At 71.9% G+C, this 21,350-nt stretch carries 17 protein-coding genes; 12 read left to right on the top strand and 5 right to left on the bottom strand.

The window, feature by feature from the left end:
- Positions 1 to 130: 130 nt before the first annotated feature.
- Both acs and ABZ939_RS19050 read right to left on the bottom strand, forming a co-directional pair.
- Complete coding sequence (acs, locus tag ABZ939_RS19055; RefSeq protein ID WP_361856180.1) at positions 131 to 2,104, bottom strand: acetate--CoA ligase; 1,974 nt, start codon at positions 2,102 to 2,104, stop codon at positions 131 to 133.
- 282 nt (positions 2,105 to 2,386) lie between these two features.
- Positions 2,387 to 4,705, bottom strand: a complete 2,319-nt coding sequence (locus ABZ939_RS19050; RefSeq protein WP_361856026.1) for a SulP family inorganic anion transporter — start codon at positions 4,703 to 4,705, stop codon at positions 2,387 to 2,389.
- A gap of 303 nt (positions 4,706 to 5,008) precedes the next feature.
- On the opposite strand from ABZ939_RS19050, the gene ABZ939_RS19045 reads away from it, so the two are divergent.
- Positions 5,009 to 6,298, top strand: coding sequence for a hypothetical protein (locus ABZ939_RS19045; RefSeq protein WP_361856023.1), 1,290 nt, complete (start codon positions 5,009 to 5,011; stop codon positions 6,296 to 6,298).
- Between the two features lie 211 nt (positions 6,299 to 6,509).
- On the opposite strand, the gene ABZ939_RS19040 is transcribed toward ABZ939_RS19045, so the two are convergent.
- Positions 6,510 to 7,496 (bottom strand): ATP-binding protein, encoded by a 987-nt coding sequence (locus tag ABZ939_RS19040; RefSeq protein WP_361856020.1) that lies wholly within the window; start codon positions 7,494 to 7,496, stop codon positions 6,510 to 6,512.
- A 102-nt stretch (positions 7,497 to 7,598) separates the two neighbouring features.
- On the opposite strand from ABZ939_RS19040, the gene ABZ939_RS19035 reads away from it, so the two are divergent.
- Positions 7,599 to 8,426, top strand: coding sequence for an oxidoreductase (locus ABZ939_RS19035; RefSeq protein ID WP_361856017.1), 828 nt, complete (start codon positions 7,599 to 7,601; stop codon positions 8,424 to 8,426).
- Positions 8,427 to 8,749: 323 nt separating this feature from the next.
- Here ABZ939_RS19035 and ABZ939_RS19030 read toward each other — a convergent pair whose 3' ends face one another.
- The gene (locus ABZ939_RS19030) at positions 8,750 to 9,616 is read right to left on the bottom strand and encodes an HAD-IB family hydrolase (RefSeq protein WP_361856014.1); all 867 of its coding nucleotides are present in this window, start codon (positions 9,614 to 9,616) and stop codon (positions 8,750 to 8,752) included.
- A gap of 480 nt (positions 9,617 to 10,096) precedes the next feature.
- On the opposite strand from ABZ939_RS19030, the gene ssd reads away from it, so the two are divergent.
- From ssd to ABZ939_RS18995, 7 genes are read left to right on the top strand one after another with little or no spacing between them, the layout of a single operon-like run.
- A complete protein-coding gene (gene ssd, locus ABZ939_RS19025; protein WP_361856011.1) occupies positions 10,097 to 11,251 on the top strand; it encodes a septum site-determining protein Ssd in 1,155 nt (384 codons plus the stop codon).
- A complete protein-coding gene (locus tag ABZ939_RS19020; RefSeq protein WP_361856008.1) occupies positions 11,248 to 12,429 on the top strand; it encodes a TadA family conjugal transfer-associated ATPase in 1,182 nt (393 codons plus the stop codon). The genes ssd and ABZ939_RS19020 overlap by 4 nt, the downstream gene beginning before the upstream one ends.
- On the top strand, positions 12,426 to 13,316 hold the full coding sequence (locus tag ABZ939_RS19015; RefSeq protein ID WP_361856005.1) for a type II secretion system F family protein: 891 nt from the start codon (positions 12,426 to 12,428) through the stop codon (positions 13,314 to 13,316). The genes ABZ939_RS19020 and ABZ939_RS19015 overlap by 4 nt, the downstream gene beginning before the upstream one ends.
- Before the next feature lie 56 nt (positions 13,317 to 13,372).
- Positions 13,373 to 14,098, top strand: a complete 726-nt coding sequence (locus ABZ939_RS19010; RefSeq protein WP_361856177.1) for a type II secretion system F family protein — start codon at positions 13,373 to 13,375, stop codon at positions 14,096 to 14,098.
- A gap of 43 nt (positions 14,099 to 14,141) precedes the next feature.
- A complete protein-coding gene (locus ABZ939_RS19005; RefSeq protein WP_361856002.1) occupies positions 14,142 to 14,348 on the top strand; it encodes a DUF4244 domain-containing protein in 207 nt (68 codons plus the stop codon).
- Entirely contained in the window at positions 14,335 to 14,694 is a 360-nt protein-coding gene (locus tag ABZ939_RS19000; protein ID WP_361855999.1) for a TadE family type IV pilus minor pilin, read from the top strand. Before ABZ939_RS19005 ends, ABZ939_RS19000 begins: the two co-directional genes overlap by 14 nt.
- Positions 14,691 to 15,083, top strand: a complete 393-nt coding sequence (locus ABZ939_RS18995; RefSeq protein ID WP_361855996.1) for an Rv3654c family TadE-like protein — start codon at positions 14,691 to 14,693, stop codon at positions 15,081 to 15,083. Before ABZ939_RS19000 ends, ABZ939_RS18995 begins: the two co-directional genes overlap by 4 nt.
- Here ABZ939_RS18995 and ABZ939_RS18990 read toward each other — a convergent pair.
- Positions 15,025 to 17,502 carry a DEAD/DEAH box helicase gene (locus ABZ939_RS18990; protein WP_361855993.1) on the bottom strand — a complete coding sequence of 826 codons (2,478 nt, stop codon included), beginning with the start codon at positions 17,500 to 17,502 and terminating at the stop codon, positions 15,025 to 15,027. The genes ABZ939_RS18995 and ABZ939_RS18990 overlap by 59 nt on opposite strands.
- 79 nt (positions 17,503 to 17,581) lie before the next feature.
- On the opposite strand from ABZ939_RS18990, the gene ABZ939_RS18985 reads away from it, so the two are divergent.
- The 3 genes from ABZ939_RS18985 to ABZ939_RS18975 all read left to right on the top strand — a co-directional run bounded on the left by ABZ939_RS18985 (position 17,582) and on the right by ABZ939_RS18975 (position 21,290).
- On the top strand, positions 17,582 to 17,935 hold the full coding sequence (locus ABZ939_RS18985; protein ID WP_147979000.1) for an STAS domain-containing protein: 354 nt from the start codon (positions 17,582 to 17,584) through the stop codon (positions 17,933 to 17,935).
- A gap of 92 nt (positions 17,936 to 18,027) precedes the next feature.
- Positions 18,028 to 18,486, top strand: coding sequence for an ATP-binding protein (locus ABZ939_RS18980; RefSeq protein ID WP_361855990.1), 459 nt, complete (start codon positions 18,028 to 18,030; stop codon positions 18,484 to 18,486).
- Between the two features lie 395 nt (positions 18,487 to 18,881).
- Positions 18,882 to 21,290, top strand: a complete 2,409-nt coding sequence (locus ABZ939_RS18975; protein ID WP_361855987.1) for a sodium-translocating pyrophosphatase — start codon at positions 18,882 to 18,884, stop codon at positions 21,288 to 21,290.
- The last annotated feature ends 60 nt before the right edge of the window (positions 21,291 to 21,350 follow it).

The raw sequence follows: 21,350 nt of genomic DNA, 5'->3' as shown, positions 1-21,350 counted from the left end.
GTTCCGCAGGGGCTGGGGGTCCCCTGGACGGAGTCGGGGGGAGGGTGGGCACAACCCACATGACGGGCCACCGGAAACAAGAGCGCCCACCCCAGGTGACCTGGAGTGGGCGCCCATGAGAGCCCGAGTTCTAGTCCTCCGCGGACGCGCTCGGCAGCTTCGTCTGGATGAGGTCCATGACCGACGAGTCCGTCAGCGTCGTGACGTCCCCCAGCTCCCGGTTCTCGGCCACGTCCCGCAGCAGCCGACGCATGATCTTCCCGGACCGCGTCTTCGGCAGCTCCGCCACCGGCAGCACCCGCTTCGGCTTCGCGATCGGGCCCAGCGTCGCGCCCACGTGGTTGCGCAGCTCCGCGACGAGGCTGTCGTCCTCGTTCGCCGTACCCCGCAGGATGACGAAGGCGACGATCGCCTGCCCGGTCGTCTCGTCGGCCGCGCCGACCACCGCCGCCTCGGCGACGGACGGGTGCGAGACGAGGGCGGACTCGACCTCGGTGGTGGAGATGTTGTGCCCGGAGACGAGCATGACGTCGTCGACCCGGCCGAGCAGCCAGACGTCGCCGTCGTCGTCCTTCTTCGCGCCGTCGCCGGCGAAGTACTTGCCCTCGAAGCGCGACCAGTACGTGTCGAGGAACCGCTGGTCGTCGCCCCAGATGGTGCGCAGCATCGACGGCCACGGCTCGGTGAGGACCAGGTAACCGCCGCCACCGTTCGGGACCTCGTTGGCCTCGTCGTCGACGACGGTGGCCGAGATGCCCGGGAGCGGGCGCTGGGCCGAGCCCGGCTTGGTCTCGGTGACGCCCGGCAGCGGCGAGATCATCATCGCGCCGGTCTCGGTCTGCCACCAGGTGTCCACGATCGGGGTCTTGCCGGCGCCGATGTGCTCGCGGTACCAGATCCACGCCTCGGGGTTGATCGGCTCGCCGACCGAGCCCAGTACGCGCAGGCTCGACAGGTCGAACTTCGCGGGGATGTCGTCGCCCCACTTCATGAACGTACGGATCGCGGTGGGGGCGGTGTAGAGGATGGTGACGCCGTACTTCTGGACGATCTCCCAGAACCGGCCCTGGTGCGGGGTGTCCGGGGTGCCCTCGTACATGACCTGCGTCGCGCCGTTGGCCAGCGGCCCGTACGTGATGTACGAGTGGCCGGTCACCCAGCCGATGTCGGCGGTGCACCAGTAGACGTCGGTCTCCGGCTTGAGGTCGAAGACGGCGTGGTGGGTGTACGCGGCCTGCGTGAGGTAGCCGCCGGAGGTGTGCAGGATGCCCTTCGGCTTACCCGTCGTACCGGAGGTGTACAGGATGAAGAGCGGGTGCTCGGCGCCGAACGCCTCGGGCGTGTGCTCGGCGGACTGGCGGGCGACGATGTCGTCCCACCACACGTCCCGGCCCTCGGTCCACGCCACCTCCTGGCCCGTGCGGCGTACGACGAGGACGTTGCCCACGCGGTCCACGCGGGCGAGGGCCTCGTCGACGGCGGGCTTGAGGGCGCTCGGCTTGCCGCGGCGGTAGCCGCCGTCGGCGGTGATGACCAGCTTGGCGTCGGCGTCCTCGATGCGCGTGGCGATGGCGTCGGCGGAGAAGCCGCCGAAGACCACGGAGTGCGCGGCGCCGATGCGGGCGCAGGCCAGCATCGAGACGACGGCCTCGGGGATCATCGGGAGGTAGATCGCCACCCGGTCGCCCTTGGTGACGCCCAGCTCGGTCAGGGCGTTGGCGGCCCTGGAGACCTCGTCCTTGAGCTCGGCGTAGGTGATGGCGCGGCTGTCGCCCGGCTCGCCCTCGAAGTGGATGGCGACGCGGTCGCCGTTTCCGGCCTCGACGTGCCGGTCGACGCAGTTGTACGCCACGTTGAGCTCGCCGTCGGCGAACCACTTGGCGAAGGGCGGGTTCGACCAGTCGAGGGTCTCGGTCGGCTCGGTGGCCCAGGTGAGCCGCCTCGCCTGCTCGGCCCAGAAGCCAAGCCTGTCCGCCGCGGCCTGCTCGTACGCCTCCGCCGTCACGTTGGCGTGCGCGGCCAGCTCGGCCGGCGGCGCGAACCGCCGCTCTTCCTTGAGCAGGTTGGCCAGGCTTTCGTTGCTCACGACATCTCCCTTTCCCAGGGCGTCCTATGTGCCTATGTGTCCCGCGTCATAGCTCATCAGTCAGATGCCCGGGTGACAAGAGTCTCCAGGAAATTGGTTTAGACCTGTGAGGTGACGGGCGTGCGGTGGCCCCTCCCTCCCGAGCGGTGGGAAGAAGGGGCCACACAGTCTCACGGACGCCCGGACGGGAAGGTTCAGGACGCGTGGGCCTGGGTCAGGACGCGCGGGCGTGGGTCAGGACGCGCGGGCGGAACGGTCAGGACGCGCGGGCGGGAAGGGGCCAGGACGCGCAGGCAGGGGTCAGGACACGCGGGCTTCCTGCAGGGCTGTGGGCGGGACCAGGTCGAAGACGTCGTCGTATCCGTGCGGCTCGTGGGAGTCCGCGAGCAGGTACGCCTGGGCCTCGCCGACGTGGAAGTACATGCCTTGCAGCGTGAGCGTCCCTTCGGCGAGCCGCCGCGCCACCGCGTCGTACGCCCGCAGGTGCTCCAGCTGCTGGACCACATTGGTCAGACAGAGCTGCTCGACCGCGTCGGCCGGCAGCCTCCCGGAGATCCGGGCCCAGGCGTGCCTGCGGCTCGCCATCCGCTCCAGGCTCGGCAGTCCGTGCCGCAGCCAACGTCGCAGCGGCGTCGGCGGATCGTCCGGTGTGCTGCCCAGCAGGGCCTGCATCGCCCCGCAGCCCGAGTGCCCGCAGACGGTGATCGACTGCACCCGCAGGACCTCCACCGCGTACTCGATCGCCGCCGCCACCGAGTCGTCCCCGCTCTCCTCGCCGGGCAGCGGAACGAGATTGCCCACGTTCCGTACGGTGAAGAGGTCGCCGGGCCCGCTGGAGGTGATCATGCTCGTGACCAGGCGGGAGTCGGCGCAGGTGAGGAAGAGCTGGGAGGGGCGCTGCCCCTCGCGCGCGAGGCGCGCGAGCTCGTCACGCACCAGCGGCGCCGTATTGCGCTGAAACTTGCCGATGCCACGGGCCAGTTGATGTCCGGTGGTCCTCCTGGTCTCGTCGACCGGGCGCGGCTCGCCGCAGCGATGGTTGCGCCAGGGGGTCCAGGGGCGGCAGCAGCTGTGCGACTCGGGGGCGGGCTCGGTGATGCGCGCTCCGGACGGCCCGGTCATCTCCACCGTCCCGCCGTGCCGCTGATAGCCCGACTGCCAGTCGTGCAGCGTCTCGTACGCGGCATGGTCCATGAAGGACCCGTCCAACTCGACCACCACGCGGCCTCCTTGGGGTACTTGATGCAGGGCGCGGCTCAGCCGCGGTACGGCGAGGAACGTCAGCTGGCCGCGCACGCAGATGTGGTGCAGGCCGCCCTCGCTCTCGAGGGTGATACGGGTCTTGGTGAGGCGGTGCATCGCGACGGCGGAGGCGACCGCGACCCCGAGCGCGACTCCCTCGAGGATGCCGATGAGGACGACGCCGCTCAGCGTCACCGCGTACACGAGGACCTCGCGGTGCCGGGTGACGGTGCGGATGTGGGTGATGCTCACCATCTGGATGCCGATCACCATGACGAGCGCGGCAAGCGCCGGCAGGGGGATGAGGTCGAGGACCGGGACCAGCACGAGCGCGGCGAGCACGATCCACAGGCCGTGCAGCATCGTGGAGTTGCGGCTCACGGCGCCGGCGGAGACATTGGCGACGCTGCGGACCGCGACACCGGCGACCGGCAGTCCGCCGAGCGCGCCGGAGACGACGTTCGCCGCGCCCTGGCCCGCGAGTTCGCGGTCGAGGCGGGAGCGGGGCACGCCGTGGCCCCGGTCGGGCCGGGCGGCCACCAGCTTGTCGACGGCCACTGCGGAGAGCAGCGACTGCACGCTGGTGACGAGGGTGATCGTGAGCACGCCGGCCGCGATGCCGAGGACCGGGCCCTCCGGAAGGCCGGGCAGGGCATGGCTGCTCCAGGAGGGCAGGTCCACGCGGGGGACGGTCAGTCCGGCGAGCGCCGCCGCCACCGATGCCGCGGCCACCGCGGCGAGCGCGGCCGGGACCTTCCGTACGAACCGTCCGGCGCGACCGGGCAGCCGGGGCCAGATCAGCAGGACGGTGACCGTGAGGGCGCTGATGATCAGCGCGGCCCGGTGGAGGTCGGCCAACTGGGCGGGAAGTCCGAGGACGTTGTCCACGGCGGAGCTCTGCGGGGTGCCGCCGAGCACGATGTGGAGTTGGGCGAGCGCGATGGTCACGCCGATGCCGGCGAGCATCCCGTGCACGATCGCGGGGGAGACGGCGAGGGCGGAGCGCGCCACCCGCAGGGCGGCCAGGCCGAGTTGGGCGAGTCCGGCGAGGACGGTGATGGCGCAGGTGGTGCGCCAGCCGTACCGCTGGATCAGCTCGGCCGTGACCACCGTGAGGCCCGCGGCGGGGCCGCTGACCTGGAGCGGCGCGCCGCCGATCCGGCCGGCCACGATGCCGCCGACGGCGGCGGCCACCAGGCCGGCCTGAAGCGGGGCTCCGGTGGCGAGGGCGATGCCGAGCGAGAGCGGCAGCGCGATCAGGAAGACGGAGATCGATGCGGACAGGTCGGCGCCCGCGATGGGGAAGCGTCGGCCGCGGCCGGGCGGGCTGTGCGGCCGCTGGGTGGGTGTACGGCGGATGGGTGCGTGGACAGTCATTGGTTCCCGTCTCCTCCGGGGCAGCGCGGTCGCGGCTCGTGCAGGACGAACGTGGGGGTCGCGGCCGTGGGTCACGGCGTGCAGCGGCGGGATTCCGAGCGCGGATCCTCATCGCGAGTATCAACACTCAGTAAATGGATCGTAATGCAGAGTAAAGACTGCGGCATTATTTTCGGGGCAAACAGGGCAATGATTCACCGGTTCCGGTGAATGGCGGGCGGAGTGCCGCTTGTCGTTTCATCTTTCCGGCGGCCGTGGTGCGACGTTGACGCCGCTCGCACGGAACCGAGGAGAGGTGGGCGGATGACAACCGCCGGGAGAAGGACCACTGCCCGCACCAGGACGCTCGCCGTCGGCGCTCTCGCCGCCGCCCTGATCACCGGCCTCGCCGGTTGCTCGGACTCCGGCGGACCGGCTCCGAGCCGGGGCGCGCCGGGCGTGAAGAAGGGTCAGGCCGCGGCCCCGCAGAACGCGGTACGTCTGATCGGCGACGGCTCCACCGCCTTCACCGGCGCTCAGCCCAATCAGCCGGTCTGGCAGAAGCTGAAGCCGGGCGAACAGCCCCCGCAGTTCGTGGTCTTCTCCTGGGACGGCGCGGGCGAGGACAGCCAGAAGCTCTTCTCACACTTCCGCAAGGTGGGCCAGAAGTACGACGCGACGATGACGTACTTCCTCAGCGGTGTCTATCTGCTGCCCGAGGACAAGCGGGAGCTCTACAACCCGCCGCAGCACGCGGCCGGCCGCTCGGACATCGGCTTCAACGACGTCCAGGGCATCCGCGACACCGTCAGGGAGCTGCGCGGCGCCTGGCAGGAGGGCAACGAGGTCGGCACGCACTTCAACGGCCACTTCTGCGGGCCGGAGAGCGGTGTCGGCAACTGGTCGGTCGAGGACTGGAAGAGCGAGATCAGCCAGGCCAAGTCCTTTGTGAAGAACTGGAAGACGAACGCCGGCCTGACCACCGAGGAGCCGCTCCCCTTCGACTACGACAAGGAACTGGTCGGCGCCCGCACCCCCTGCCTGGAGGGCCGCGAGAACTTCGTCCAGGCCGCGTCCCAGCTGGGCTTCCGCTACGACACCAGTGGCGTCAACGACCAGATCTGGCCCAAGAAGGACCACGGGCTGTGGGACCTGTCCCTGCAGCTGGTGCCGGTCCCCGGCCGCGCCTTCCAGACGCTGTCGATGGACTACAACTTCATGGTCAACCAGTCCGGTTCGACCACCAAGGGCGATCCGTCCAAGCACCAGTACTGGGGCAACCAGATGCGTGACGGTCTGGTGCAGGCCTTCGAGCGCTCGTACCGGGGCAACCGGGCCCCGCTGATCATCGGCAACCACTTCGAGTCCTGGAACGGCGGCACGTACATGCGCGCCGTCGAGGAGACCATCGCCACGGTCTGCGTCCAGCGGGACGTGAAGTGCGTGTCCTTCCGCCAGCTCGCGGACTGGCTGGACGCCCAGGACCCGGCGGTGATCGAGAAGATGCGGACCCTGAAGGTGGGCGAGGCCCCGCCGGGCGGCTGGGCGGCCTTCCTGGCCCCCCAGCCGGCGCCCCCGGCCGCGCCCCAGGTCAAGCAGGCTGAAGGGCACTGACCCTTTCGCCCGCGAACTCACCGAGAACGAACCCGTCAGCTGTGCTGAGGGACAGCGAGCTCCTCACCGAGCACGAACCCGGGGTCGACCTGCGCCGCCAGGTCGGCCCCGGGCCCCTCCTTCTTCTGCACTCCTCGCACCGCTCGGCGCCTGGGCGCCTTGCGGGCTTCGGCGTGCTGCGCCGGCCTCCGGCCGCCGGTCGCGGGCACCGTCAGCTGTGCTGAGGGACGGCGAGCTCCTCACCGAGCACGAACCCGGGGTCGACCTGCGCCGCCAGGTCGGCCCCGGTTTTGGCGTTGCCCCAGCTCTCCGCGTTGCGGAGGTGGAAGTGGACCATCTGGCGGGTGTACCGCTCCCAGTCGCGGTGGGCGTACGAGTCGTCCGCCGCGTTCTGGAGGGCCTGGAGCGCCATCCGGTTGTCCGCCTCCAGGAGTTCGAAGCGGGACGGGCGGCCCTTCTCCATCGCGCGGACCCAGTCCGAATGGCCGACCGTCACCAGCAGGTCGTCGCCCACCTCGGAGCGCAGGAAGTCCACGTCGTCCATGCCCTGCACCTTGTTGCCGACGACCTTGAGCGCGACGCCGAAGTCCCGCGCGTACTCCTTGTACTGGCGGTAGACCGAGACGCCCTTGCGGGTCGGCTCGGCGACCAGGAACGTCATGTCGAAGCGGGTGAACATCCCGGAGGCGAAGGAGTCCGAGCCCGCCGTCATGTCGACGACGACGTACTCGTCCTCCCCGTCGACCAGATGGTTCAGGCACAGCTCCACCGCGCCGACCTTGGAGTGGTAGCAGGCCACCCCGAGATCCGACTCGGTGAACGGCCCCGTCGCCATCAGCCGGATGTCGCCGTCGTCGAGGCGCACGGTCCGGGCGCACGCCTCGTACACCGGGTTGTCCTCGCGGACCCGCAGCAGCCGCGAACCCTTCCCGGGCGGGGTCGTCTTGATCATCGTGTCGGCGGAGGCGATCCGCGGGTTCGAGCCCCGCAGGTACTCCTTGATCATCGGCAGGTGCGCGCCCATCGCGGGCATCGTCGCCGCCTCGGTCTCGTCGAGACCCAGCGCGGCCCCGAGATGCTGGTTGATGTCGGCGTCCACCGCGACGACGGGGGCTTCATTGGCGGCGAGGTGGCGGATGAAGAGCGAGGACAGCGTGGTCTTCCCGCTGCCGCCCTTCCCTACGAAAGCGATCTTCATGTTCACCTAGCGTAGTGGCATGATCGCGGCACGTGGTCGAAGTGCGTGAAGAAGACCACTCCAACGTGGGGCGGCGGCCCTGGGCGCGTAGCCTCCCTACTTATGAGTACGCACGCCTCTGACCCCCTGGCCGCCCTCGGCTCCCTGCCGGGCGTCGCCGACTCGGTGGACTCCGTACGCAAGGCCGTCGACCGGGTCTACGGACACCGCGTGATGCGGCGCCGCAGCAACGAGATCACCTCCGAGGCGGCCCTGCGCGGCGCGCGGGGCTCGGCCGCGCTCTCCGGCGCCGACTGGGCGCTTGAGGAGGTCCGCCGGCGGACCGACTTCGGCGGGGACGCCGAGGCGCGCACGGTCGGCGCGGCCCTCCGGCTGGGCGCCGAGGCCGGCCAGCTGCTCTCCATCTGGCGTCAGTCGCCACTGCGGGTGCTGGCCCGGCTGCACCTGGTCTCGGTGGGCGACAGCGGAGACTTCGGGGACTCCGTCGGCAGGCCCCGGCAGGCCGGCGAGGCCGTCGACGAGCCGCTGATCGAGGCGCCGCTGCCGGACCCGGCCGAGGTCGCGGGCCGGCTCGACGGGCTCTCGGAGCTGATCATCGCGGGCGGTACGGCTCCGGCCCTGGTGACAGCGGCCGTGGTGCACGGCGAACTGCTCGCGCTGCGGCCGTTCACCTCGTACAACGGGCTGATCGCGCGCGCCGCCGAGCGGATCGTGCTGATCGGCAGCGGGCTCGACCCGAAGGCGATCTGCCCGGCCGAGGTCGGCCACGCCGAGCAGGGGCGTGCGGCCTATGTCGCGGCGTTCGACGGGTACCTCTCCGGGACTCCGGAGGGCATGGCCGCCTGGATCGCCCACTGCGGGCGGGCCGTGGAGCTCGGGGTCCGGGAGTCGACAGCGGTCTGCGAGGCGCTCCAGCGCGGCGCCGCCTAGCGGCGCCCGGAAGGCGCTTGTGAATCGCGTGGAAAAGGGTTGCGGCGGTACCAGTCCTGGTACCGCCGCTGGCACGTCTGCCGAGTTACCAAGCGTCCTCGATATGTGCCCATCAAGCGGGGAACTTTGCCCGTCGCCTGGTGCGGCTGGCCCGTAATCGACGGGTCGACGTCGCGTGGGTGCTCAGCTTCTGTGCATGGTCCGTGGGGCCTTCTTGCTCAACAGGTGATCCTCTCGGATGTCCTAGGTCTCGCGGGCCTGATTCCTTTCTACTCCTGTCGAGTGGGAAGCGAAAGTCCTGGCTCCACTCTTTTACTTTCGCCTCAAATCCGGGCAAAGCGATCGGCAAGGGCGGTCTGCCGTCGGCGGTTGGCGTACCAGACGAGTCCGGCGGTCGCCGCAGCGGCGCCCACGGCGGCCACCGCCATGAGGGCGGGGCGCGGTGGCATCCGGAATTCCGGCAGGCGCTGCTTGAGCCGGACCGGCTTCTCGAAGGCCAGGATCGGCCAGTCCCGGGCGGTGGCCTCGCGGCGGAGCGTCCGGTCGGGGTTGACCGCGTACGGGTGGCCCACGGCCTCCAGCATCGGTACGTCCGTCGCCGAGTCGCTGTACGCGTAACAGCGCGAGAGGTCGTAACCCTCCGACTCGGCGAGCTCCCGGATCGCCTCCGCCTTGGTGGGGCCATAGGCGTAGTACTCCACCTCCCCGGTGAAGCAGCCGTCGTCGCCGACGATCATCCGGGTGGCGACGACCCGGTCGGCGCCCAGCATCTCGCCGATGGGCTCCACCACCTCGGCGCCGGAGGTCGAGACGATCACGACATCACGGCCGGCGGCGTGGTGCTCCTCGATGAGGGAGGCCGCCTCGTCGTAGATGAGCGGGTCGATCAGATCGTGCAGGGTCTCGGCGACGAGCTCCTTGACCTGCGAGACGTTCCAGCCTTTGCAGAGCGCGGAAAGATATTCGCGCATCCGCTCCATCTGATCGTGGTCGGCGCCGCCCACGAGGTAGACGAACTGGATGTAGGCCGTCCGCAGGACGGCACGGCGGTTGATCAGTCCGCCTTGGTAGAAGGACTTGCTGAAGGTCAGCGTCGACGACTTCGCAATGACCGTCTTGTCCAGGTCAAAGAACGCGGCTGTGCGCGGCAACGAGTGGTTTTCCACGAGCCGAGCATAGGTGCCCGCCATTCGGCGTACGCTGGGGCGTGTGGGTTTGCCTGAGAAGGCTCTCGGGTACACCATGGAAGTCACGGATCGTTCGCGACCGTGCTAACCCGGTCCGGCTCCTCCCCCCCCGAGTCGGCCGGAGAGACGACCCCCGCTCTCCCCCCCGGCGGGGGTCGTCGCATGTCCGGACGCGTTTTCGTCCGCCGGATCCTCATGTCTTCCCCTCCCGTCGGCCGTGTGGCCGAGGCTGCGTGATGCCCTCGATTCGTCACTCAGCGTAACTGGTGGACTGCTCTCCGGACATCCCCGGTATGGGGCACTGGGATATTCACAACCGGTGAGTTATCCACAGTTTTTGAGCAAGATCCACACGATTTCCGGGATGGCGGGACGGTGATTCCCGCCGCGAACTTCGCGGACGGAAGGAATCACCGATCTCGGCGGCGCCACGGGCGCCGAACGGGATCACACGGACAGGGGGCGTGTGCTGTGGCGGGAACCATGACTTTCAGAACTTCGCGGCGTTCCGGGGCCGCGCGGTCCGTCGGCTCTTCCGGAACATCCGGCGGGGAGCCGGCCGGAGGGGGACGGCGGACCGGACCGCTGATCGTGACCGAGGACCTCGCGCTGCTCGACGACCTGCTGCGGTTGTGCGCCGCGGCGGGAGCCGAGCCGGAGGTGCACCACACGGTGCCGGAACAGCGCGCGAGCTGGGCAGACGCCCCGCTCGTCCTGGTCGGCGACGACGCCGCGGCGCGCTGCCGTGGGGCCGCGCGCAGGCAGGGGGTGATCCTCGTCGGCCGCGGCGCCGAGGACCGCGAGGACCCCGACGTGTGGCGGCGGGCCGTCGAGATCGGCGCCGACTGTGTGCTGCGGCTGCCGGACGCCGAGAGCTGGCTCGTCGACCGGATCGCCGACGCGGCCGAAGGCGCCGGGAGGCAGGCACTGACCGTCGGCGTCATCGGCGGACGCGGCGGCGCCGGCGCCTCGACGCTGGCCTGCGCCCTCGCGCTGGCCGGTGCAAGGACCGGCCGGCGCACCCTGCTCGTGGACGGCGACCCGCTCGGCGGCGGCCTCGACGTCCTCCTCGGCGGGGAGCGGGCCGAGGGCAGGCGATGGCCCGACTTCGCCGCCTCCAAGGGGCGGGTGGCCGGCGGCGCCCTGGAGGAGTCGCTGCCCTCGGTGCGCGGGCTGCGGCTGCTCAGCTGGGACCGGGGGGACTCGGTTCTCGTGCCGCCCGAGGCGATGCGTTCGGTGCTCGCCGCGGCGCGCAGGCGGGGTGGGATCGTCGTCGTGGACCTGCCCCGCCGGGTCGACGCGGCGGTGACCGAGGCGCTGGCGCAGCTCGACCTCGGACTTCTTGTCGTCCCCGGTGAGTTGCGGGCCGTCGCCGCGGCCCATCGGGTCGCCTCCCTCGCGGGCCTGGTGGTGCGCGATCTGCGCGTGGTGGTGCGTGGTCCGTACGCTCCCGGGCTCGACGAGCAATGGGTCGCGGACGCGCTGCGGCTGCCGCTCGCCGGGGAACTGCCGCACGATCCCGGCCTCTTGGCCGCCCTGGACAGCGGCGCGCCGCCGGGCGGCGAGGCGCGGGGACCGCTCGGCCGCTTCTGCGCGGAGTTCTGGGAGCGCGCCCTGGCCCCGGACGGGGTGTCATGAGCGGCGGGGCGCCCCTGGAGGGCGGGGCCGGTGGCGCGGGGCTGCTGGAGGCTGTGCGGCAGCGGCTCGCGGAGAGCGGCGCCGAGCCGACGCCGGCGCGGGTCGCGGCGGCGCTGCGGGCACAGGGCCGGCTGCTCGGCGACACGGAAGTCCTGGGCGCGGCCGAGGCGTTGCGATGCGAGCTCGTCGGCACGGGACCGCTGGAACCGCTGCTCGCCGATCCCGCCGTCACCGACGTGCTGGTCTCCGCGCCCGACCGGGTCTGGGTCGACCGGGGCGCCGGCCTCGAACTCACCGAGGTCCGCTTCGCGGACGCGCCCGCCGTGCGCCGACTGGCGCAGCGGCTCGCGGCCGTGGCCGGCCGGCGCCTGGACGACGCCCGACCCTGGGTGGACGCCCGGCTGCCGGACGGAACCCGGATGCACGCCGTGCTGCCGCCCGTGGCGGTCGGCTCGACCTGTCTGTCGCTGCGGGTGGTGCGGCCGCGGGCCTTCTCCGTGGGGGAGTTGACCGCGGCGGGCACGGTCCCGCCGGGCGGGGAGCGGATCCTGCGGGCCCTCATCGAGGCCCGGGTCTCCTATCTGATCTCCGGAGGCACGGGTTCGGGAAAGACGACTCTCCTCTCCACGCTGCTCGGCCTGGTCGGCGAGCGGGAGCGGATCGTCCTGGCCGAGGACTCGGCCGAACTGCGGCCCGACCATCCACATGTGGTGCGGCTGGAGGCACGCCCGGCGAACCAGGAGGGCGCCGGTCTGGTGACCCTGCGGGACCTGGTCCGGCAGGCGCTGCGGATGCGGCCCGACCGGCTGGTGGTCGGCGAGGTCCGCGGCGGGGAGGCGGTCGATCTGCTGGCCGCTCTCAATACCGGCCATGAAGGCGGCTCGGGAACGGTCCACGCCAACACGGCGGCGGACGTACCTGCCCGCCTCGAAGCCCTCGGGACGGCTGCGGGGCTCGACCGGGCCGCGCTGCACAGCCAGTTGGGGGCCGGACTCTCGGCGGTGCTGCATCTCGTGCGGGATCGGGCGGGCTGCCGGCGGATCGCCGAGATCCATGTCCTCGAAAGGAACCGGGAGGGGTTGGTGGTGACCGTGCCCGCGCTGCGGTGGGGAGCGGCCGGGTTCGAGCGGGACCGGGGCTGGGAGCGGCTGCGGTCGCTGATCGGGGGCGAGTGGTGAGGGTGGAGCAGTGGGTGCCGGTCCAGGGCGCGGCGGCGTTGTGCGCGGGGGTCGCGTTGTGGCGGCTGGCCGAGCGGGAGCGGGGGCTGCGCAGGGCGCGGGTGGTGCTGGCGGGTGCGGGGGCTCTGGGGGTCGTGGGGGCTCCGGGGCGAGGGCTCCCGTCCTTGCGGGCGGTGGGCGAGCGGTGGTGGGCCGTGGTGCGGGGGCGGCGCGCCTGGCTGTGCCTGCCGGTGGCCCTGGTGCTCGCCGTCCTCGGGGAGTCGCCGCTGCCGCTGGTGGCGGGGGTGCTCGCGGTGCCGCTGGTGGGGCGGAGGCTGCGCGCGGCGGCGCTCCGCAAGGAGCGGGAGGCGCGGTCCGACGCGGTCGTGGCCCTGTGCGGCGCGGTCGCGGGTGAGCTGAGAGCCGGTCGGCAGCCCGCGCAGGCGCTGCTTTTCGCGGTCGGGGCGACCGGGGCGCTGGGGCCTCGGGAAGAGGCGGAGGTGCTTGCGGCGGCCCGGTTCGGCGGGGACGTGGCGGAGGCGCTGCGGCGGGCGTCGCGGCAGGACGGTGCCGACGGCCTGGCCGGGCTGGCGGCCTGCTGGCAGGTCGCGGTGGACGGTGGCGCCGGGCTGGCCGCGGGGCTCGACCGGCTGGAGGCCGCGCTCCGGGAGCACCGGGACCAGCGGGAGCGGCTGAGGGCCCAACTGGCCGGGGCCTGGGCGACGGTGACCGTCCTCGCGGTGCTCCCCATGGTGGGGCTCGTGCTCGGTACGGCGCTGGGCGCGCGACCGCTGCACGTGCTGCTGCACACGCCGGTGGGGCTGGGGTGTCTGGCCGTCGGCGGCGCGCTGGAGGCGGCCGGCGTGTGGTGGGCGGCGCGGATCGTCAGGGGAGGGGAGCGGGCATGAGCGGACCGGCGTGGCTCATGGGCGAGTTCGTCCACAGGCCGGGGGTGGTGGTCGCGATGGCCGCTTCGGTGGCCTGGGCCGCCTGGACCGTGGTCGACCGGCGTCGCGAACGGCGGACGCGCAAGCGGATCGCGGCCCTGCTGGGCGCCGACTTCGAGCGGGGAGCACGGCGCGGGACCGGGCTCCCGCCCTGGCTGCGGAGCTGGGCTGCACCGCTCGCGGTGGCCGTCGTCGGCTGGGCGCTGATCGGTGGCACGGCCGGCCTGCCGGTGGGCATCGCGGCGGGCTGGGGAGTACGACGGTTCCGTGCGCGCCGGGCCCCGACGGAGGGCGACGACGGCGCGGTCGCACGGCAACTGCCGCTCGCGGCCGATCTGCTGGCGGCCTGCGCCTCGGCCGGGGCGGGGCCCGGCGAGGCGGCGGAGGCGGTGGGCCGATCGCTGGGAGGGCCGGTCGGCGAGCGGCTGACCCGGACGGCGGCGGAGCTCCGCCTGGGCGGCGAACCGGCCGACGTGTGGCGGAGGTTCGGCGAGATACCCGGCGCCGAGGGCCTGGCCCGCTGCCTGGAACGGGCCGGCTCCTCCGGGGCGCCCGCCGCGGCGGCCGTCTCGAAGCACGCGGCCGACCTGCGGGCGGATCGCGCGCGGAAGGCGGCGGCCCGGGCACAGCGGGCGCAGGTGCTGATCACCGCGCCCGTGGGGCTCTGCTTCCTGCCCGCCTTCCTGGCGGTGGGGGTCGCCCCGGTGGTGATCGGCCTCGCGAGCGGACTGCTGCGGCACTGACGGAACACGAACACGAACACGAACACGAACACGACGACGACACATGGGGGTTGGCATGAAGAGGATGAGCGCGTGGTGGCGGGCCCGCTGGGCGGCCCGGAGCGATGCGGGAATGACGACGTCCGAGTACGCGATGGGGACGATCGCGGCCGCGGGCTTCGCCGCGGTGCTGTACAAGATCGTGACCAGTGGCTCGGTCTCCGGCGCGCTGGAGTCCGTGATCGGGAAGGCGCTCGATGCGCCGTTCTGAGGACCGGGGCGCCGTGACCGTGGAGGCGGCGATGGCCCTGCCGGCGCTCGTGGTGTTCACCATGGCCCTGGTCTGGGCGCTCGCAGCGGCGGCGGCACAGATCCAGTGCGTGGACGCGGCGCGGGCCGGGGCGCGGGCGGTGGCCCGGTCGGAGCCAGTGGCCGGCGCCGAGGCGGCCGCCCGGGCGGCCGCACCCGAGGGAGCCCGGGTCGCCGTCACCCGTTCGGACGAGCTGTGGCGGGTGACGGTGGAGGTGACCGCTCCGGGGCCCGGCGGGATGGGGCTCACGCTGCGCGCCGGGGCGGCGGCGCTCGCCGAGGACACGGTGGGGGTGACGGAGCCATGAGTGGGGCCGGGGCGGCCCGGGCGGCGCGGATGCGCGGCGACCGGGGGATGGCGACGGTGTGGACGGCGTTCGCCGCCTGTGTCCTGTGCGTGGTGTTCGGGGCGGTGCTCGCCCTGGGGCAGGCGGTCGCGGCCCGGCACCGCGCGGGAGGGGCGGCGGACCTGGCGGCGCTCGCCGCCGCCGACCGGGCCCTGTGGGGCGAGGAGGCCGCCTGCGCGGCGGCGGCCCGGGTGGCGGGTGCGCAGGGGGCCTCTGTGCTGACGTGCTCGGTACGGGGCGACATCGCGGACGTGACCGCGGCGGTGCGTCTGGGGCCGTACGAGCCGGCGGTCAGGGCGCGGGCGGGGCCTCCTGAGGCTCTTCCGGGGCTTCCCGCAGCAGTTCCGTGAGGAGGCGCACGGCGCCGCGCTTGTGGAGGGGGTCGTTGCCGTTGCCGCACTTGGGCGACTGGATGCAGGAGGGGCAGCCCGCCTCGCATTCGCAGGAGGCGATCGCCTCGCGGGTGGCCGTCAGCCATGCGCGGGCGGTGTGGAAGGCCCGTTCGGCGAAGCCCGCGCCGCCCGGGTGCCCGTCGTAGACGAAGACGGTGGGCAGCAGGGTGTCGGGGTGCAGCGGGACCGAGACCCCACCGATGTCCCAGCGGTCGCAGGTGGCGAAGAGCGGGAGCATGCCGATCGAGGCGTGCTCGGCGGCGTGCAGGGCGCCTCCGAGGATCTCCGGGTTGATCCGGGCGGCGTCCAGCTGATCCTCGGTGACCGTCCACCACACGGCCCGGGTGCGCAGGGTGCGGGGCGGCAGGTCGAGCTTGGTCTCGCCGAGAACCTCGCCGGTCATCAGACGGCGGCGCAGGAAGGAGACGACCTGGTTGGTGACCTCGACGGAGCCGTAGCAGAGGCGGCCGGCTCCCCAGGGGATCTCGGTGTCGGTTTCGAGGACGGAGATGGAGGTGGTGTCCCGGGCGGTGGTGGAGTACGGCGGACTGGCCTCCTCGACCAGGGCCACGGAGTCCTTCAGGTCCAGGGTCTTCACCAGATAGGTGCGGCCCTGGTGGAGGTGGACGGCGCCGTCGTGGACGGCGGTGTGGGAGGCGGCCTCGTCGACCGTGCCGAGGAGGCGGCCCGTGGCGGCCTCCACGATCTGGACGGGGCTGCCACCCCCGCCCCGGATGTCGGTCAGGTCGGCGGCCCGCTCGCGGCGGGTCCAGTACCAGCCGGTGGAGCGCTTGCGCAGCAGGCCGGCGGCCTCCAGCTGGGGGAGGAGTTCGGGGACGGCCGGGCCGAAGAGGGCCAGGTCGGGTTCGGTGAGCGGGAGCTCCGCGGCGGCGGCGCACAGATGGGGGGCGAGGACGTAGGGGTTGTCGGGGTCCAGGACGGTCGACTCGACCGGCTGCTGGAACAGGGCCTCGGGGTGATGGACCAGGAAGGTGTCCAGCGGGTCGTCCCGGGCGACCAGGATCGCCAGAGCGCCCTCGCCGGAGCGGCCGGCGCGGCCCGCCTGCTGCCACAGGGAGGCGCGGGTACCGGGGTAGCCGGCGATCACCACGGCGTCCAGGCCCGAGACGTCCACGCCCAGCTCCAGGGCGGTCGTGGCGGCAAGCCCGAGCAGCTCGCCCGAGTGCAGGGCACGCTCCAGGGCCCGGCGCTCCTCGGGCAGGTAGCCGCCGCGGTAGGCGGCGACCCGGCGGGCGAGGGAGCGGTCGACCTCGGCGAGGCGTTCCTGGGCGATGACCGAGATCAGCTCGGCGCCGCGCCGGGAGCGCACGAAGGCGACCGAGCGGACGCCCTGGACGGTCAGGTCGGTGAGCAGGTCTGCGGTCTCGGCGGTGGCCGTGCGGCGCACCGGGGCCCCCTGCTCCCCGTGGAGCTCGGTCAGCGGCGGCTCCCAGAGGGCGAAGACCAGCTCGCCGTGCGGGGAGGCGTCGTCGGAGACCTCCGAGACCGGCAGGCCGGTCAGCCGGCCGGCGGCGAGGGCGGGCTCGGCCGAGGTGGCCGAGGCGAGGAGGAAGACGGGATCCGCGCCGTACCGGGCGCAGATACGGCGGAGCCGGCGCAGTACCTGGGCGACGTGGGAGCCGAAGACGCCCCGGTAGGTGTGGCACTCGTCGATCACGACGTAGCGCAGCGAGCGCAGGAAGGAGGACCACCTGGGGTGGGAGGGCAGGATGCCCCGGTGCAGCATGTCGGGATTGGTCAGCACGTAGTTCGCGTACTGGCGGACCCATTCGCGCTCCTCGACCGGCGTGTCGCCGTCGTAGACGGCGGGCCGGATCCGGTTGCCGAGCGGGGCGGCCAGCTCGCGCACGGCGCGGCGCTGGTCGGCGGCGAGGGCCTTGGTGGGGGCCAGATACAGGGCGGTGGTGCCCCGGCCGTTGGCGGCCTCCGAGCCGTCCAGGAGCGTGGACAGGACGGGTGCGAGATAGGCCAGCGACTTGCCCGAGGCGGTGCCGGTCGCGATCACCACGGATTCGCCGTCCAGGGCGTGCTCGGCGGCCTCCGCCTGGTGGGCCCAGGGGTGCTCGATGCCGGCCGCCTGGATCGCGCCGATCACTTCCGGCCGGATGCGATGCGGCCAGACGGCATGGCGACCCGCCCGGGCGGGCAAGTGCTCCGTATGAGTGATGCGCGCGGCCCGGCTCTCGCCCGAGGAGAGCCGGTCGAGGATCATGCCGGGAGAGGGGCGGCTGCCCATGTCCCCGGCAGGTCGACTGGGGCGGTGATTCTTGGCCATCGGCACCGAGTGTGTCACTGGCGTGACGGACAATGCTCCCAAGGCGTCGTGCATGGCTGCTGGTAAGTGATTGAATGCCATCGCGGCTGGCGATCCGTCCCCCGACTCCGCCGGGGAGACCCGAGGGGCGACCGCTCGATAGCAAGGTGCTGGAGGATCCGTGGACCTGTCCCTGTCGACTCGCAATGTGTCCGGCCCGAGTGGCGACCGTACGGTCGTCGAGGTCGGTGGCGAGATTGATGTGTATACCGCGCCCAAGCTGCGCGAGCAGTTGGTCGAGTTGGTGAACGACGGCAGCTACCACCTGGTTGTCGACATGGAGGGCGTGGACTTCCTCGACTCGACCGGCCTCGGCGTGCTGGTGGGCGGCCTGAAGCGCGTGCGCGCGCACGAGGGCTCGCTGCGTCTCGTCTGCAACCAGGAGCGCATTCTGAAGATCTTCCGGATTACCGGTCTGACCAAGGTGTTCCCCATTCACACCACGGTCGAAGAGGCCGTCAACGCCACCGACTGACGGCCGTCCGGCGTCGGAAGAAGGAGTGGAGAGCCGGGCCCGACACGCCCGGTCCTCCGAGTTGCCCGCCCATACGTTCCTAGGGGGACCGCATGGCCACCGTTGAACTCCGCTTCAGCGCCCAGCCCGAGCACGTCCGCACGGCCCGCCTCGTGGCGGCCGCGGTGGCGCGCCGGGCCGGGGTCGAGGAGGCGGTCCTCGACGAGGTCAGACTCGCCGTCGGCGAGGCGTGTTCCCGCGCCGTCGGGCTGCACCGCAGCAACGACGTCACCACCCCCGTCCGGGTCGTGCTGACCGAGGACGAGAAGTCGTTCTCCATCGAGGTCGGCGACGAGGTGCCGGGCGCCGGCGTGGCGGCGGCCGATGCCGCCGGTGTGCCCGGTGCTCGGGATGAGGCTCCGGCCGAGGAGTTCGACGACGCCGACGGCGAGGACGAGATGGGTCTCGCGGTGATCCGCGGGCTCGTCGACGACGTCGAGGTGCGCGCCGGCGAGGAGGGTGGGGTCATCAGGATGAGCTGGCCGACCACGCCGGCGGTCGCGCTTCCCTGAGCGTCCTCCGGGGTCGTTGCCCCGGGAACGTGCGCCCGGGATCGTTCCCCAGAGCCCGGGATCGTTCCCCAGGAGTGTCTCTCCGGATCGTTCCCCGGGAGGCCCCCCGGGTCGTTTCGGGACGTTCCTCGATTCGCTTCTCCGTTCGCTCCTGAAACATCCTTCCCCCGAATGGCTCTCTCCGATCCATCGAGATCACGAAAAGAGGCCCTGCTGAGCAGGGCCTCTTTTCATTTCTCTAGATCATCGATCATGTGTCAATGCTTTTGCCCCATTACAGCTTTCGGTTGGAAGATCGTGTCAATGGGGAATTCCAATTGCGGCGCCCTGTTTTGATCAGGTTCTGCTCCCTACAATCCGTCCACATCTTGAGCTCGCAACGTCAAGGAGGACGAATGGCGGGGCTCTTCAACCCAGAACTGACCGGACACCCCACTTCTCTCGCCGCGGCGGTACTCACCGACGAGAACCGAACCATCGTGATCGTCATCGCGGTCGTCGCGCTGGCGGCGCTCCTCGTGGCCCAGCTGCTGGTGCGCCAGGTGCTCGCGGCCGGTGAGGGCACCGATTCGATGAAGAAGATCGCCGCCGCCGTGCAGGAGGGTGCGAACGCCTATCTCGCACGGCAGTTGCGGACTCTCGGGATCTTCGCGGTCGTCGTGTTCTTCCTGCTGTTGCTGCTTCCCGCCGACAACTGGTCGCAGCGCGCCGGGCGTTCCCTGTTCTTCCTGGTGGGTGCGCTTTTCTCGGCGGCCACCGGATACATCGGCATGAGGCTCGCCGTACGGGCGAATGTGCGGGTGGCCGCAGCTGCCCGTGAGGCCACCCCGGGGCCGGGCGAACCGGAAAGGGATCTGACGGCCGTCTCACACAAGGCAATGAAGATCGCCTTCCGTACGGGCGGCGTGGTCGGCATGTTCACCGTGGGCCTCGGCCTGCTCGGTGCCTCCTGCGTCGTCCTCGTCTACGCGGCCGACGCGCCCAAGGTCCTGGAGGGATTCGGCCTGGGGGCCGCGCTCATCGCGATGTTCATGCGAGTCGGCGGCGGCATCTTCACCAAGGCCGCGGACGTCGGAGCCGACCTGGTCGGCAAGGTCGAGCAGGGCATCCCCGAGGACGACCCCCGCAACGCCGCCACCATCGCCGACAACGTGGGCGACAACGTCGGCGACTGCGCGGGCATGGCCGCCGACCTCTTCGAGTCGTACGCCGTCACGCTCGTCGCCGCGCTCATCCTGGGTAAGGCGGCCTTCGGCGACCTCGGCCTCGCCTTTCCGCTGATCGTCCCGGCGATCGGCGTGGTCACCGCGATGATCGGCATCTTCGCGGTCGCCCCGCGGCGCGCCGACCGCAGCGGAATGACCGCCATCAACCGCGGCTTCTTCATCTCCGCGGTGATCTCGCTCGTCCTGGTCGCCATCGCGGTCTTCGTCTACCTGCCGTCCTCCTACGCCGACCTCAAGGGCGTCACGGAGCCCGGCATCCTGAGCCACCCCGGAGACCCGCGCATCCTCGCCCTGGTCGCCGTCGCCATCGGCATCGTCCTGGCCGCGCTGATCCAGCAGCTCACCGGCTACTTCACCGAGACGAACCGGCGCCCGGTCAAGGACATCGGCAAGTCCTCGCTCACCGGCGCCGCCACCGTCGTCCTCGCCGGCATCTCCATCGGCCTGGAATCCGCCGTCTACACCGCCCTGCTCATCGGCCTCGGCGTGTACGGCGCGTTCCTGCTCGGCGGTACGTCGATCATGCTGGCGCTGTTCGCCGTTGCCCTCGCGGGCACCGGCCTGCTCACCACCGTCGGCGTGATCGTCGCCATGGACACCTTCGGACCGGTCTCCGACAACGCCCAGGGCATCGCCGAGATGTCCGGCGACGTCACGGGCGCGGGCGCGCAGGTCCTCACCGACCTCGACGCCGTCGGCAACACCACCAAGGCCATCACCAAGGGCATCGCCATCGCGACCGCCGTCCTGGCGGCGGCGGCGCTGTTCGGTTCGTACCGCGACGCGATCGCCACGGCGGTCTCCGACGTCGGGGCCAAGGCCGGCGAGATGAACCTCTCGCTGGACATCTCGCAGCCCAACAACCTCTTCGGGCTGATCCTGGGCGCCGCGGTGGTCTTCCTGTTCTCGGGGCTCGCGATCAACGCGGTGTCGCGCTCGGCCGGCGCGGTGGTCTACGAGGTGCGGCGGCAGTTCCGCGAGCACCCCGGGATCATGAACTACACCGAGAAGCCCGAGTACGGGCGCGTGGTCGACATCTGCACGAAGGACGCGCTGCGCGAACTCGCCACGCCCGGGCTGCTCGCCGTGATGGCACCGATCGCGGTGGGCTTCGCGCTCGGCGTGGGCGCGCTCGGCTCGTACCTCGCCGGAGCGATCGGTACGGGCGCGCTGATGGCGGTCTTCCTCGCCAACTCCGGCGGCGCCTGGGACAACGCCAAGAAGCTCGTCGAGGACGGCCACCACGGCGGCAAGGGCAGCGACGCCCATGCCGCGACCGTCATCGGCGACACCGTCGGCGACCCGTTCAAGGACACCGCAGGACCGGCCATCAACCCGCTGCTGAAGGTGATGAACCTGGTCGCGCTGCTGATCGCGCCCGCGGTGGTGCAGTTCAGCTACGGCGACGACGCGAGCGGCGGACTGCGGGCGCTGGTCGCGATCCTCGCGATCGTCGTCATCATCGGCGCCGTCTACGTCTCCAAGCGGCGTTCGGTGGCCGTCGGCGACGAAGCGGGTGACGAAGACAACGCCGCCCATCGGTCGGCGGCTTCGCCGGACGCGCCGGTGATTTCGTAACACCTGGTCAGAGAGCGGGCGGACGGCATGTGATGACGTGCCGTCCGCCCGTCGCGTACG

The organism is Streptomyces sp. NPDC046712 (assembly GCF_040645695.1).
Classification (GTDB): domain Bacteria; phylum Actinomycetota; class Actinomycetes; order Streptomycetales; family Streptomycetaceae; genus Streptomyces.
Note: the sequence above shows the minus strand (reverse complement) of the source record. Positions and strands in the feature narration are given on the sequence as shown.

Coding starts and splice junctions, on each gene's coding strand:
- ABZ939_RS19050 (WP_361856026.1), bottom strand. CDS start 4,705: ATGACTGTCCACGCACCCATCCGCCGTACACCCACCCAGCGGCCGCAC.
- ABZ939_RS19045 (WP_361856023.1), top strand. CDS start 5,009: ATGACAACCGCCGGGAGAAGGACCACTGCCCGCACCAGGACGCTCGCC.
- ABZ939_RS19040 (WP_361856020.1), bottom strand. CDS start 7,496: ATGAAGATCGCTTTCGTAGGGAAGGGCGGCAGCGGGAAGACCACGCTG.
- ABZ939_RS19035 (WP_361856017.1), top strand. CDS start 7,599: ATGAGTACGCACGCCTCTGACCCCCTGGCCGCCCTCGGCTCCCTGCCG.
- ABZ939_RS19030 (WP_361856014.1), bottom strand. CDS start 9,616: ATGGCGGGCACCTATGCTCGGCTCGTGGAAAACCACTCGTTGCCGCGC.
- ssd (WP_361856011.1), top strand. CDS start 10,097: ATGACTTTCAGAACTTCGCGGCGTTCCGGGGCCGCGCGGTCCGTCGGC.
- ABZ939_RS19020 (WP_361856008.1), top strand. CDS start 11,248: ATGAGCGGCGGGGCGCCCCTGGAGGGCGGGGCCGGTGGCGCGGGGCTG.
- ABZ939_RS19010 (WP_361856177.1), top strand. CDS start 13,373: ATGGCCGCTTCGGTGGCCTGGGCCGCCTGGACCGTGGTCGACCGGCGT.
- ABZ939_RS19005 (WP_361856002.1), top strand. CDS start 14,142: ATGGGGGTTGGCATGAAGAGGATGAGCGCGTGGTGGCGGGCCCGCTGG.
- ABZ939_RS19000 (WP_361855999.1), top strand. CDS start 14,335: ATGCGCCGTTCTGAGGACCGGGGCGCCGTGACCGTGGAGGCGGCGATG.
- ABZ939_RS18995 (WP_361855996.1), top strand. CDS start 14,691: ATGAGTGGGGCCGGGGCGGCCCGGGCGGCGCGGATGCGCGGCGACCGG.
- ABZ939_RS18990 (WP_361855993.1), bottom strand. CDS start 17,502: ATGGCATTCAATCACTTACCAGCAGCCATGCACGACGCCTTGGGAGCA.
- ABZ939_RS18980 (WP_361855990.1), top strand. CDS start 18,028: ATGGCCACCGTTGAACTCCGCTTCAGCGCCCAGCCCGAGCACGTCCGC.
- ABZ939_RS18975 (WP_361855987.1), top strand. CDS start 18,882: ATGGCGGGGCTCTTCAACCCAGAACTGACCGGACACCCCACTTCTCTC.